Origin of the sequence: Kitasatospora sp. SUK 42 (genome assembly GCF_015776785.2) — a bacterium.
Classification (GTDB): Bacteria; Actinomycetota; Actinomycetes; order Streptomycetales; family Streptomycetaceae; genus Kitasatospora.
Genome location: NZ_LFMD02000002.1, coordinates 197308 through 209667, shown reverse-complemented (window position 1 = coordinate 209667; position 12360 = coordinate 197308). Strand labels below are relative to the sequence as shown.

Annotated in this window: 12 protein-coding genes; 4 read left to right on the top strand and 8 right to left on the bottom strand. The window is 72.9% G+C overall.

Going from position 1 to position 12360, the window contains the following annotated elements:
• The first annotated feature begins 4 nt into the window (after nt 1–4).
• A complete protein-coding gene (locus RZ50_RS00875; protein WP_308271092.1) occupies nt 5–679 on the top strand; it encodes a phosphonatase-like hydrolase in 675 nt (224 codons plus the stop codon).
• A 186-nt stretch (nt 680–865) separates the two neighbouring features.
• On the opposite strand, the gene RZ50_RS00870 is transcribed toward RZ50_RS00875, so the two are convergent.
• Genes RZ50_RS00870 through RZ50_RS00845 form a run of 6 tightly spaced genes read right to left on the bottom strand, consistent with a single transcriptional unit; the run spans nt 866 to nt 6010 of the window.
• Nucleotides 866–1186, bottom strand: a complete 321-nt coding sequence (locus RZ50_RS00870; protein WP_196948383.1) for a multidrug efflux SMR transporter — start codon at nt 1184–1186, stop codon at nt 866–868.
• 7 nt (nt 1187–1193) lie between these two features.
• On the bottom strand, nt 1194–1871 hold the full coding sequence (locus RZ50_RS00865) for an HAD family phosphatase (RefSeq protein ID WP_196948382.1): 678 nt from the start codon (nt 1869–1871) through the stop codon (nt 1194–1196).
• Nucleotides 1872–1920: 49 nt separating this feature from the next.
• Complete coding sequence (locus RZ50_RS00860) at nt 1921–3006, bottom strand: ABC transporter ATP-binding protein (RefSeq protein ID WP_196948381.1); 1086 nt, start codon at nt 3004–3006, stop codon at nt 1921–1923.
• A 35-nt stretch (nt 3007–3041) separates the two neighbouring features.
• Nucleotides 3042–3851, bottom strand: a complete 810-nt coding sequence (locus RZ50_RS00855) for an ABC transporter permease (protein ID WP_374199892.1) — start codon at nt 3849–3851, stop codon at nt 3042–3044.
• On the bottom strand, nt 3851–4831 hold the full coding sequence (locus tag RZ50_RS00850) for an ABC transporter permease subunit (protein WP_217680170.1): 981 nt from the start codon (nt 4829–4831) through the stop codon (nt 3851–3853). The genes RZ50_RS00855 and RZ50_RS00850 overlap by 1 nt, the downstream gene beginning before the upstream one ends.
• Before the next feature lie 6 nt (nt 4832–4837).
• The gene (locus RZ50_RS00845) at nt 4838–6010 is read right to left on the bottom strand and encodes an ABC transporter substrate-binding protein (protein ID WP_196949830.1); all 1173 of its coding nucleotides are present in this window, start codon (nt 6008–6010) and stop codon (nt 4838–4840) included.
• A gap of 364 nt (nt 6011–6374) precedes the next feature.
• Between RZ50_RS00845 and RZ50_RS00840 the strand changes: the two genes are divergently transcribed.
• On the top strand, nt 6375–7175 hold the full coding sequence (locus RZ50_RS00840; protein WP_308271088.1) for a GntR family transcriptional regulator: 801 nt from the start codon (nt 6375–6377) through the stop codon (nt 7173–7175).
• Between the two features lie 27 nt (nt 7176–7202).
• On the opposite strand, the gene RZ50_RS00835 is transcribed toward RZ50_RS00840, so the two are convergent.
• Nucleotides 7203–8798: a phosphonate degradation HD-domain oxygenase gene (locus RZ50_RS00835; RefSeq protein ID WP_196949829.1), complete on the bottom strand. Its 1596-nt coding sequence runs from the start codon at nt 8796–8798 to the stop codon at nt 7203–7205.
• Between the two features lie 227 nt (nt 8799–9025).
• On the opposite strand from RZ50_RS00835, the gene RZ50_RS00830 reads away from it, so the two are divergent.
• Complete coding sequence (locus RZ50_RS00830) at nt 9026–9196, top strand: hypothetical protein (protein ID WP_196949828.1); 171 nt, start codon at nt 9026–9028, stop codon at nt 9194–9196.
• 123 nt (nt 9197–9319) lie between these two features.
• A complete protein-coding gene (locus RZ50_RS00825) occupies nt 9320–10954 on the top strand; it encodes an APC family permease (protein WP_196949827.1) in 1635 nt (544 codons plus the stop codon).
• Between the two features lie 261 nt (nt 10955–11215).
• Here the strand turns inward: RZ50_RS00825 and RZ50_RS00820 are convergent, their stop codons facing one another.
• Nucleotides 11216–12301 (bottom strand): aminotransferase class V-fold PLP-dependent enzyme, encoded by a 1086-nt coding sequence (locus tag RZ50_RS00820; RefSeq protein WP_196950392.1) that lies wholly within the window; start codon nt 12299–12301, stop codon nt 11216–11218.
• Nucleotides 12302–12360 lie beyond the last annotated feature (59 nt).

Sequence of the window (12360 nt, the reverse complement as noted above, 5' to 3'; positions counted from 1 at the left end):
TGACGTGACTACCGACATCCGCCTGGTCGTGCTCGACATGGCCGGCACCACCGTGGCCGACGACGGCCTGGTCGAGCAGGCCTTCACCGCGGCGGCCGCCGCACTCGGCGTCGAGGCCGGCAGCCCCGGCTTCGCGCCCATGCTGGAGCACGTGCGCGCCACCATGGGCGAGTCCAAGATCTCCGTCTTCCGGCACCTGTTCGGCGAGGAGGAGAAGGCCCAGCGGGCCAACGCCGCCTTCGAGGCCGCCTACCACGACCTGGTCGACGCCGGACACTGCGCCGCGCTGCCCGGCGCCGCCGAGGCCATCGCCGAACTGCGCGGCCAGGGGCGCAAGGTGGTCCTCACCACCGGCTTCTCCCGGGCCACCCAGGACCGCATCCTCACCGCCCTCGGCTGGGAGTCGATCGCCGACCTCACCCTCTGCCCCGCCGAGGCCGGGCGCGGCCGCCCGTACCCGGACCTCGCGCTCACCGCGCTGCTGCGCACGGGCACCGACTCGGTGCGGCAGATCGCCGTCGCGGGGGACACCGGCTACGACATGCTGACCGGCACCCGGGCGGGCGCCTCGGTGGTCGCCGGGGTGCTCACCGGAGCCCACGACGAGGCCCGACTGCGGGCCGACGGCGCCACCCACGTGCTCGGGTCGGTCGCCGAACTGCCGGGCCTGCTCGGCTAGTTCACTTCCCGGAAGGGCGGAGTCGCGGGGGTTCCCCGGGCTCCGCCCTTCCGGCTGAACGGCCGGAAACGGGAAGAACAGGAAGAGCGGGGGAACGGGGGAACGGGAAGAACGGAACGGCCGGAGTGGGAAGTCGGGGGATCCGACTTCCCACTCCGGCCGTTGGTGTTCGGTTGGTGGAGGCCGTCAGTGGCTGCCCTTGAGGTTGAGGACGACCACTCCGATGATCACCAGGGCGATCCCCAGCCATTGCGGCCGGCCCAGGGATTCACCGAAGGCGATCACGCCTATTCCGGCGACCGCCGCCGTTCCGGCACCCGACCAGACCGCGTAGGCGATCGAGACCGGTATGTGCTTGAGCGCGCGGCCGAGCAGCAGGAAGGAGAGGGCGTAGCCGAGGGCCACGCCCAGGCTGGGCCAGAGGCGGGTGAACCCCTCGGTGAGCTTGAGGCAGCTGGTGGCGCAGACCTCGCTCAGGATGGCGAGGGCGAGCAGGAGGTAGGGCATGTGGCTGTCAAACGGCCGGGGCGGTGCCGAGCTTCCCCAGCAGGGCGAGGTCGGCCCGTTCCAGGCTGTCCAGCAGCGTGATCCGGTCGCCGTCCGGGATCGGCACGGCGGTGGACGGCACCGCGAGCACCGCGCAGCCGGCCGCGCTGGCGGAGGCGACCCCGGTCGGGGTGTCCTCGACGGCGACGCAGGCGGCCGGGTCCAGGCCGAGCCGCTCGGCGGCGGCCAGGTACGGATCGGGCGCGGGCTTGGTGCGCGGGGTGTCCTCGGCGGCCAGGGTGACGGCGAACCAGTCGCGGCCGATGGCGGACAGCACCAGGTCGACCACCCGGCGCGGGGAGGCGGAGACCAGTGCGGTGGGCACCCGGGCCTCGCGCAGCGCGGTCAGCAGGGCGAGCGCGCCGGGGCGCGGCACCGTCTCGGCGGCGACCTTGCCGGCGAAGGACTCGCCCAGCCGGTCGGCGAGTTCGGCCTCGGTGAGGGCGGTGCCGCTGACCCGGTGCAGGTGGGCGGCGGTGTGCTCGACGGCCTGGCCGAGCACCTCGGGGGCGTCCCGGTCGGTGAGCGGGTGGCTCAGTTCCTCGGCGAGTTCGGCGGCGGCCTGCCACCACAGTTGTTCGGTGTCGACCAGGGTGCCGTCCATGTCGAACAGGACGGCCGAGGGGAGTGCGAGGGATTCAGGCATGGCGGTACCTTCGGTGGTTCTTCGGTCGGTGCGGGGCGGTTCGAGGCTCTCAGGCGACGCGCCGGTCCACCAGTACCGGGCGCTCCGGCAGGGTGAGGTCGGCGCGCGAGCCGGCCGGCAGCGCGGCGGCGGCCTCGGTGGGCAGGTCGGCCTTGACCTCGGTGCCGTCGTCCAGGCGGACGGTGAGCCGGGAGACGGCGCCGAGGAAGGACGCGGTCACCACCAGCGCGGGGCCGGTCGCGGACGGGGCCAGGGTGACGTTCTCCGGGCGGACCAGCACGTCGAGGTCGCCGTCGGCCGGGAGCTCGCCGTCCACCGCGTGCCGGCGGCCGAGCACCTCGACGCCGTCCGAGGTGCGGGTGCACGGGATGCGGCTCATGGTGCCGACGAACTCGGCGACGAAGGCGGTGGCCGGGCGGCCGTACAGCTCGGACGGGGTGGCGCACTGCTCCAGCTTCCCGGCCCGCAGCACCGCGACCCGGTCGGCCATCGAGAGCGCCTCCTCCTGGTCGTGCGTGACGAACAGGGTGGTGATGCCCAACTCCTGCTGGAGGCGCCGGATCTCCTCGCGCAGCTGGAGGCGGACCTTGGCGTCCAGCGCGGACAGCGGCTCGTCCAGCAGCAGGACGCGCGGCTGGAGGGCGAGCGCGCGGGCGAGCGCGATGCGCTGCTGCTGGCCGCCGGACATCTGGTGCGGGTAGTGCTCGGCGCGGTGCGGCAGGCCGACCAGGTCCAGCAACTCGTGGGCGCGCTTGCGGCGTTCGGCCTTGCCGGTGCCGCGCATCCGCAGCCCGAAGGCGACGTTGTCCAGCGCGGTCAGGTGCGGGAAGAGGCTGTACGACTGGAACACCATGCCCGCGTCGCGCTTGTGCGCGGGGATCGTGGTGATGTCCTGGCCGTCGACCAGCACCTCGCCGGAGTCGTGCTGCTCGAAGCCGGCCAGGATGCGCAGCGCGGTGGTCTTGCCGCAGCCGGACGGGCCGAGCAGGGCGAGCAGTTCGCCCGGGTTGACGGTCAGGTCCAGGCCGTCGAGGGCGGTGGTGGCGCCGAAGGACCGGCGCAGCGAGCGGAACTCGACGGTGGCGCCGCCGGCGGCCGGGGCCTTGCCGGTGGCGGGGGCGGTGGCCGTGGTCATGGCTGGTAACTCCTGGATGGCAATGGGGGGTTGGATCAGGACCGGGCGGCCTTGCGGCCGCGGCCGACGGCGGACATCAGCAGCAGGACGAGCCAGACGATCAGCAGGCTGAGCATCGAGACCGCGACGGACATCTGGCCGTCGCTCTTGCCGTTGGAGTTGATCCACACCGAGAAGGGGGTGAAGCCGAGGATGGAGGCGGTGGTGAACTCGCCGAGCACCAGGGCGACGGTGAGCACGGCGGCGTTCAGCAGCGCGCTGCGCAGGTTGGGCAGGACGACGGTGAACACCGCGCGCAGCCAGCCGGCCCCGCAGTTGCGGGCGGCCTCGACCAGGGTGACCACGTCCACGCCGCGCAGTCCGGCGTCGATCGCCCGGTAGGCGAAGGGCAGCGCCATCAGCACGTAGGCGATGATCAGGACGATCGGGAACTTCGGGTCCTGGATGGCCACGATGGTCTGGAAGAGCGGGGTGTCCTGGAGGTAGTCCGGGCCCCAGCGCAGCACGCCGATGATGCCGGTGGTGAGCGCGACCACCGGGACGACCAGCGGCATCGAGCACATCACCTCGATCACCGGGCGCAGCCTCGGTGCGCCGAGCCGGGCGGCGAGCACCGCGGGGACCAGCAGGAGCAGCAGCACCACCACGGTGACGGCGGCCAGTTCGAGGCTCAGCACCAGGCTGTCGGTGAAGCCGGGGGCGTTCAGCAGCTCGGTGTAGGCGCGGAAGGTGGTCCCGCCCTTGTTGTCGTCGATGCTGAACCACAGCGAGGCGGCCATCGGCACCGCGAAGTAGATCCCGCAGATCAGCAGGACCAGGCCGCGGCCGAAACGGATGCGATTGATCAGGCGAGCCACTTGGCACTCCGGCGCTGAAGGGGCAGGTACACGGCCATCACCAGGCAGGCGACCACGATCATGTCGAGGCCGAGGGCGAGGGCGAGGTTGCCCTGGCCGACCAGGACGTTGCCGGACAGCGCGTCGCCGATCTGCATCGAGATCAGCGGCACCGAACTGCCGACCATGGCCTCGGCGGTGGCGTACGCGGCGAAGGAGGCGCCGAACAGCAGCACGAAGCCGCCGAGCAGCGAGGGCACCAGCACCGGCAGTGCCACGTGCCGCCAGTACTGCAGGGCGGTGGCGCCGTTGTTGGCCGCGGCCTCGCGCCACTGGGCCTTCAGGCCCTCCAGGGCCGGGGTGATGGTGATGACCAGCAGCGGGACGAGGAAGTACAGGTAGACCACCGACAGGCCGGAGAACGTGTAGAGGTTCCAGCCGTGCCGGGTCAGGCCGAGCTTCTTGGTGACCTCGCCGGAGTTGCCGAGGGTGGCGACGAACATGAAGGCCAGCGGCACGCCGCCGAAGTTGGCGAGCACGCCGGAGGCGGACATCACGGCCTCGCGGAACACCCGGAACCGGGAGGTGGCCACGGCCTGGGCCAGCGGCAGGCCGACCACGGTGGCGATCAGGGCGGTGAGCAGGGAGAGCTTCACGCTGCCCCACAGGGCCGTCCAGTAGGCGCCCTGGAGGGAGCCGGTGAGGTTGTCGGTGGTGAAGGTGCCGCCGCCGTCGGGGGCGTCCGTCGAGGTGGTGAACGCCCCGATGGCGATCGCGACGGCGGGCAGGCCGAAGCCGATCACGAAGAAGAGCAGCAGGGGGAGGGCGGCGAGCCAGGCGCGGCTGCCGCCGGTCCGGCGCCTGCCGGGGCGGGGGGCCTTGGCGGTGGTCGCCGTGGCCGTGGCGGGGGTGACGGGGCCGGCGGTGGCGCCCCCGCCGCTGTGAGCGGCGGAGGCGGGGGCCGGCACCGGGGTGGGAGCCGTGGTCATCTCAGGTCAGCCCGCGATCGCCTTGGCCCAGTTCTCGGTCACGGTCTTCTTGGCCGCGTCCGTCTGCTCCTGGGTCGGGAAGGTGGTGAAGGGCTTCTCGACGGCGGGGAGCTTGGCGGCGGCGGCCGTGTCCAGGGTGCCGGCGGTCTTCATGGAGTCGAACAGGGCCGGGGTGGCGTAGCCGCCCAGGAAGCCGTTCTGGCCCTCGGCGCTGTAGAGGTACTCCTGCCACAGGCGCGCGGCGGCCGGGTGCGGGGCGTCCTTGTTGATGGCCTGGTTGTAGTACTGGGCGTAGGAGCCGTCCGAGGGGATGGCCACCTGCCAGTCGATGCCCTTGTCCTTGAACTTGTCGGCGTAGCCGGCGCTCAGGTAGGACCAGTCGATGGTGATCGGGGTCTCGCCCTTCTCGATGGTCGCCGGGGTGACCTCGACCGGGTTGAAGTTGCCGGCCTGCTTGACCTTGCCGAAGAAGTCGATGCCGGGCTGGATGTTGTCCAGCGAGCCGCCGTTGGCGAGCGCGGCCGCGTAGACGGCGCCGAAGGCGGCACCGGCCTTGGTCGGGTTGCCGTTGAGGGCGACCATGCCCTTGTAGTCGGGCTTCAGCAGGTCGGCGAAGGTCTTCGGGCAGACGGACACCTTCTTGGCGTCGCAGCCGATCGCCATGTAGCCGCCGTAGTCGTTGTAGTGCAGGCCGTCGGCGTTCTTCATGGTGGCCGGGATCTTGTCGAAGTCGGTCACCTTGTACGGGGCCAGCAGGCCCTGCTTGGCGGCGCTGAGCGCGAAGGCGGAGCCGAGGTCGAGGACGTCGGGGGCGCGGTCCTGGCCCTTGCGGGAGGTGACCGCGTTGATCTCGTCCTGGCTGGTGCCGTCCGGGTTCTCGTCCTCGATCTCGATGCCGTACTTCGCCTTGAAGTCGTCCATCAGCTTGCCGTAGTTCGCCCAGGTGCGGGGCAGCGTGATGACGTGCAGCTTGCCCTCCTTCTTGGCGGCGGCGACCAGGCCGTCCATGCCGCCGAAGTCGGCGACCGAGGTGGCGGTCTTGGCGCTCTTGCCGCCCGCGGCGTCGCCGCTGCCGGACTTCGCGGTGGAGGAGCCCGCGGAGCCGCAGGCGGTGAGGGACAGCGCGGCGGCGGTGAGGACGGCCGCGAAGGCGGCGGAGCGGGCGCGGTGCACGGACACGGGTCAGTCTCCTGATCGGGTGTACTGCGAAGGGGGGTGCTGCACGGGAGTTGTGGTGTCTGATCGGGGGAACGATCGTGCGAGTGGCCGCCTGGTGGATTCCGTCCGGCCGTCGTCCGGTATCCGTTCGAAACCGTCCGAGTTGACTAGCCAACTTCGCTGACGGAGGTAAGTAACCCGGAATCCGGTGACGGGAAGGTGAACGGACGGCCCAGAACCGGGGTCGGCTGCGGGAACGGTGGAATCCGGCCAGTTGAGCTTGATCCGTTCGGTGCGATGCTCGGAAGGCGCAGCGGGATAAGGTCGGGCTGTCCGCGCCGGTGAAGCTGCGCAGGACACCGCCCCAGGAGGGACATTGACTGACGTGGCACTTGAACCCGAGCGCCCCGTGGCCGAGCAGCAGCGACCCGCCGAACGTGCGTCCGGCGCCCTGTACCGCAAGGTGGCCGCCGATCTGCGCGAGGCCATCACCACCGGCGCCTACGGCGAGGCGGGCCGGCTGCCGGCCGAGGGCGCGCTGGCCGAGCAGTACGGGGTCTCCCGGGGCACCGTCCGCCAGGCGCTCGCCGTGCTGCGCTCGGACGGGCTGGTCACCTCCCGCCGGGGCACCCGGCGGGTGGTGCTCGGCGGCGCCCGGGTGCAGAGCTTCTCCGAACTGCTCAGCTTCACGCACTGGGCGTACTCGATGGGCGAGGAGCCCGGCGGCATCCTGGACTCGCTGGTGCGCCGCCCGGCCGACGCCGCCGAGCGCGAGCAGCTGCGGCTGGAGCCCGGCGCCGAGGTGTACGTGACGGTCCGGCTGCGGACGCTGTCCGGCACCCCGGTGATGGTCGAGCGCACCGTCTACCCGCCGCGGGTCGGCGAGATCGTCGCCGAACTGCCGCCGGACGTCGTCTCGCACACCGAGGTGCTGCGCGAGCACGGCATCCTGTTCACCGACGCCGACCACACCATCGACATCGTCGCGGCCAACGCGGAGGACGCCCGGCTGCTCGGCTGCCGCCGGGGCGGCCCGCTGCTGCGCGAACGGCGGCGCACCACCGACCCGACCGGCACGCCGGTGGAGTGGTCCCAGGACCGCTACCTGCCCGGCACGGTGGCCTTCAGCGTGCACAACTCGCTGGCCACGTCGGCGCTTTCGCGGCACGCCCGGGAGCTGGACTGACCGTCCGGCCCCCGGGCGCGGCCGCCCTCACCGCATGAGCGCGGCGAGCAGCGGGCGGTAGTGCCCGAAGTCCGGCGTCGGCGCGCCGGCCACCTTGGCCTGCTCGTCCCAGCGCCGGACGGCCACCGCGTCCTCGGCGCCCGGGAGTCGGGCGAAGTCGGCGGCCTCCCGCTCGTCCATCGGGCCGCCCTGGACCCGCAGGGTGTACTCCGAGGCCTCGGACAGCCGCGCGCGGTAGTCGGGCTCGACCGCGCACAGGTAGCGCTTGGCGGCCACGTGCAGCCGGACCGGCTCGGTGACCTCCGGGCCGAACCAGCGGGCCAGCCAGTCGGCGCCGGTGTCGCTGTGCCGGTTGTCCTGACCCCGCATCAGATCCCGTCCGTGCAGGGATCCCTGGCCGCGCTTGTCGAAGAAGTGCCCGACGTCGTGCAGCAGCGCGGCGGCGACCAGGTGCTCGGGCGCCCCGGCGGCCTCGGCAGCGGCGGCGGCCTGCAGCATGTGCTCCGCCATGGTCACCTCCTCGCCCAGGTACTCCCCGGCGCCCTCGCCCGCGAACAGCGCGGCGAGGTCGTCCAGCGCGGCGGCGCGGCGGTGCAGCACGGCGAGGGTGGACGACAGCGAGTCCAGGTCGGCGTAGCAGCCCTGGAGGTGCCGGTGGCCGTCCTGCTGGAACGCCGTACGGGCGTGCAGCAGACGGGTGTTGTCGAAGACCAGGCAGTCGCCGGGGGCCAGTCGGAAGGTGAGCTGGAGCTCGGGGCGCAGGGTGATCGCGGCGAAGCGGCGGTAGGCGGCGTAGAAGGCGTCCAGCCGCTCACGGCTGCCGCGCAGGGTGCCGATCGAGCGGTTGTTGAACCGGACCTCGCGGATCCGGCCGAGCGCGTCCACGTCGATCAGCGGGCGGTCGGCGCGCAGTTCGGTGCGGCGGTCGCGGAAGACGAAGGGGACGGGCGTGCCGGTGAGCACGGCGAAGTCCTCGGGGGACTCCTCGCGCAGGACCGCCGCCGCCCGGAAGCCGTCCACCAGGCCGGAGTCGCCGCCGGTGGCCGAGTTCTCCAGGCAGTGCAGCAGCTGGAGGGTCGGCAGCGGGTCGCGGTACGGGTTGTCGGTGTGCGGGGTGATGGCGACGCTGGTGAAGGCCAGGTTGTTCGGGTCCGGCTCGACCCGGACGTCGAACAGCTCGCCGTAGTTGGTGACCCGCACGTACCCGAAGCTCTCGGCCACCCGCAGCACCTGCCGCTCCACCGTCGGCACCCCGCGCAGCACGGCGAAGCCGCTGCGCCGCACGGCGGCCAGGACCGCCGCCTGCTCGGCCGGGTCGGTGAGGTACGCGGCCCACTCCGCCTCCGGGATCCCGCGCGCGAAGTCCGCGGCCGCCCAGAGCCGCTTGCCCTGCTCGGTGCGCCCGTCGCCCTCGGACTCCTCGGCGAGCCACTCCAGCGGGTAGCGGGAGCGGTGCCCGTCCGACCAGAGGACCTCCAGGCGGCCGTCGGTCTCCTCGCTCGCCGCGACCGCCAGGTCGTCCGGCAGCTCGTTGATCTGGAACAGCTTCTGCCCGCTGCGCGGGTCCCGGCACTCGGCGCACGGGCAGTTGTCGCGCAGCCAGTACGGCGGCAGCTCGGTCATCGGTCTCCTCCTCGGCTCAGCGGTTTCGCAGGCAAAGTTGTATAGCCAACTTTTCCTCCAGGGCGGAGCCTGCCTGCCTCCGGTGAGATCCGGGTGCCCGACGGATGAACGCCCGGGGAACTGTCCGTCGAGAACGCCGTCAAAACCCTTGCGGCCACGACCTTGACCTGCTCGGATGTGCGGATGCTCGATCAGGACCAACCCCCGGCCGACGACGTCCTGTCGCCGTGTGCGACTGGGCCGACGGCAGCATGTGGGGCGTCTACAGCGAGCTCACCGAGAGCTCCGAGAGCGCCGTGAGCGCCGTGAGCGCCGTGAGCGCCGTGAGCGCCGTGAGCGTCGAGGACGCCGCCGCCCGCGCCCGCGAGTTCCGCAGGATCGCCGAAGTGCCGTCCTGACAGCCGGGCCCGACCGTTCGGGTGAGGGCGGTCGGGCGGCGCGCGTTTCGGCGCGGGGGAGTCCGCGGTGCTGCGGCACTGTCGGAAGACTTTCCCGCGTTCCCCACCGAGAGGCGCTCGGCCATGGCCCATTCCTCCGACCCGCCCGGATCGGGGCACACCGGGCTGCGGCGGGAGGTCGGCGTCATCGGGCTGCTCTGGGCCTCGGTCGGGGCGATCATCGGCTCCGGCTGGCTGTTCGGGGCGCAGAAGGCGGCGGTGGCGGCGGGCCCGGCGGCGCTGCTCTCCTGGGGCATCGGCGCGGTGGCGATCGTCCTGCTGGCACTGGTGCACGCGGAGTTGGGCGGGCTGTTCCCGGTGGCGGGCGGCACCGCACGCTATCCGCACTACGCGTTCGGCGGGTTCGCCGGGATGTCCTTCGGCTGGTTCACCTGGCTCCAGGCCGCGACCATCGCCCCGATCGAGGTGCAGGCGATGATCAACTACGCCCGGCACTGGTCCTGGGCGCACAGCCTGCTCAACGACGACCTGACGCTCACCGGGACGGGCTTCGCCGTCGCGGCCGTGCTGCTCGGCGTGTTCGTCGCGGTCAACTTCCTCGGCGTCCGGCTGCTCGCGCACACCAACAGCGCGGCCACCGTGTGGAAGGTCGCCGTCCCGGTGCTGACCATCCTCGTCCTCGGGTTGACCGAGTTCCACGGCTCCAACTTCGCCGTCCACGGCTTCGCACCGGACGGCGCCAAGGGCGTGCTGGCGGCGATCAGCAGCAGCGGGGTGATCTTCGCGCTGCTCGGGTTCGAGCAGGCCATCCAGTGGGCGGGGGAGAGCCGCAACCCCCGGCGGGACATCCCCCGGGCGGTGCTCGGCTCGGTGGCGATCGGCACGGTCGTCTACGTGATGCTCCAGGTGGTGTTCATCGGCGCGCTGCCGCCGGAGACCATCGCGAACGGCTGGAGCAAGCTCACCTACCCCGGCATCAGCGGCCCGTTCGCGGGCCTCGCGACGCTGATCGGCCTGGGCTGGCTGGCGACCGTCCTGTTCATCGACTCGGTGATCTCACCGGCCGGCACCGGGCTGGTCTACATCACCTCCAGCTCCCGGGTCACGTACGGCCTGAGCCGCAACGGCTACGCGCCGCAGGTCCTCCAGTCCACCGACCGGCGCGCGGTGCCCTGGCTCGGCCTGGTCATCGCCTGGATCGCCGGGGTGCTCTGCCTCCTGCCGTTCCCGAGCTGGCAGCGGCTGGTCGGGTTCATCACCTCGGCGGTGGTGCTGATGTACGCGGGCGCGCCGCTGGCCTTCGGGGTGCTGCGCAAGCGGCTGCCGGGGATGGAGCGCTCGTACCACCTGCCCGGCGGCTCGGTGATCTCGCCGCTGGCCTTCGCGGTGGCGAGCCTGGTCATCTACTGGTCCGGCTGGGACATCCTGTGGCGGCTGGGCCTGGCGATCCTGATCGGGTACGTGCTGCTCGGCGGGTACTCCGCGTACGCCGTGTCCCGGGGGGTGCCGCACGCGCCGCGGATGGACTTCCGGGCAGGGCAGTGGCTGCCGGTCTACCTGGTCGGGATGGGCCTGATCTCCTGGCAGGGCGGCTTCGGGGCGGGCGCCCGGGGGAACCTGCCGCTGTGGTGGGACATCGCCGTGGTGGTGGCGTTCGCGCTGGCCGTCTACTACTGGGCGCTGGCGATCGCGCTGCCGGCGGAGGAGATCGCGCGCAACCTCCGGGGCGTCGAGGTGGTGGACGTCGACGCGCAGTGAGGCCCGGCCGCCCGGTACGGGAGCGGCCCCCTCCCCTGGGGCCGGTCTTCAAACTCGCGTCTGCGGGGCGACGCCGGGGCACGCACCTCGCCGCGTTGTCGTCGGTCGCCAATGGCCCCCAGCCTTCGGCCGGGAGGTGCCCCCACCGCAGTGGCTCCCTCCTCCGCCTTGCGATGCACGCACCCCAACGCCGCCCCGCCCGCCCTCCGGGCGGACGACGGGAGTTTGAAGACAGGCCCTCGGTGGCCGCTCCCGTCTCCGTCAGGCCTGGACGGTGGCGCTCCAGGCCGCCTCGGCGGCGGCCAGGGCCGGGGCCGGGTCGGCGGAGGTCGCGCCGGCCAGGGCGGTGAGGACGGCGGTGACGGTCTCCAGCGAGGCCGCCTGGCCGTAGTGGTTGACCCGCAGCATCTCCGCCGCGAGGGCCCCGCCGCCCGGCTGGACGGGCAGCGCCGGGTCCAGGGTGGCGGCGAGCTCGGCGGCGTGCAGGCCGGCCGGGGTGCGCAGGGTGGTGGCGACCGGGGCCGCGTGCGCGTCCTCGTGGACGTACGGGGCGAGCGTGCCGAGGGCGCGCACACCGGCCCGGGTGGCGGCGGAGGCGGCGCGGTGGCGGGCGATCACGGCGGGCAGGCCGTCGCCGGCGATCCGGTCCAGGCAGGCGCCGAGCGCCAGCATCTCCAGCTGGGCCGGGGCGTGCGGCAGTACGGCGCGGCCGGCGTCCGTCCAGCGCTCCTTCCAGTCGAGCAGCGACAGGTAGGAGCGGCGCGGGGCGGCCGGGTTGGCGGCGATCCGCTCCCAGGCGCGCTCGGAGACGGACACGGCGGAGACCCCGGCCGGGCCGCCCATCGCCTTCTGGCCGCCGATCACGCACAGGTCGATGCCCCACTCGTCGGTGAGCAGCGGCTCGGCGGCGACCGAGGCGACGGCGTCGAGCATCAGCAGCGCGCCGTGCTCGCGCACCACGGCGGCGATCTCGGCGACCGGGTTGGTGTTGCCGGTGGCGGCCTCGGCGTGCACCAGGGAGACGAAGTCCACGGCCGGGTTCGCGGCCAGGGCCTCGGCCACCTGCGCGGCGCTCACCGCGCTGTCGAAGGGCACGGCGAGGTCGACGACGGTCGCCCCGCAGGAGCGCAGCCAGTTGCCGAAGGTCTGCCCGTACGGGCCGGTGACGATGTTGAGCGCGGTGGAGCCCGGGTGCGCGGCGCCGCGGATCGCGGCCTCCAGCGGGAGCAGCGCCTCGCCCTGGGTGACGATGACGTCGGCCTCGGTGTGCAGCAGCGCGGCCACCTGGTCCTCGATGGTCGCGAACTCGGCGGCGCTGAGCGGGGGGAGGTCGAGGAACGGACTCACGGTCGTGGAGGGCCTTTCGCGCGGGGTGGTGGGTGCCGCAATGAGTCTGCCGCATTCTC

What these genes read in the sequence shown, in the direction of transcription:
- RZ50_RS00870 (WP_196948383.1), bottom strand. Translation starts at nt 1,186, where the DNA reads ATGCCCTACCTCCTGCTCGCCCTCGCCATCCTGAGCGAGGTCTGCGCC.
- RZ50_RS00860 (WP_196948381.1), bottom strand. Translation starts at nt 3,006, where the DNA reads ATGACCACGGCCACCGCCCCCGCCACCGGCAAGGCCCCGGCCGCCGGC.
- RZ50_RS00850 (WP_217680170.1), bottom strand. Translation starts at nt 4,831, where the DNA reads ATGACCACGGCTCCCACCCCGGTGCCGGCCCCCGCCTCCGCCGCTCAC.
- RZ50_RS00835 (WP_196949829.1), bottom strand. Translation starts at nt 8,798, where the DNA reads ATGACCGAGCTGCCGCCGTACTGGCTGCGCGACAACTGCCCGTGCGCC.
- RZ50_RS00825 (WP_196949827.1), top strand. Translation starts at nt 9,320, where the DNA reads ATGGCCCATTCCTCCGACCCGCCCGGATCGGGGCACACCGGGCTGCGG.
- RZ50_RS00865 (WP_196948382.1), bottom strand. Translation starts at nt 1,871, where the DNA reads ATGCCTGAATCCCTCGCACTCCCCTCGGCCGTCCTGTTCGACATGGAC.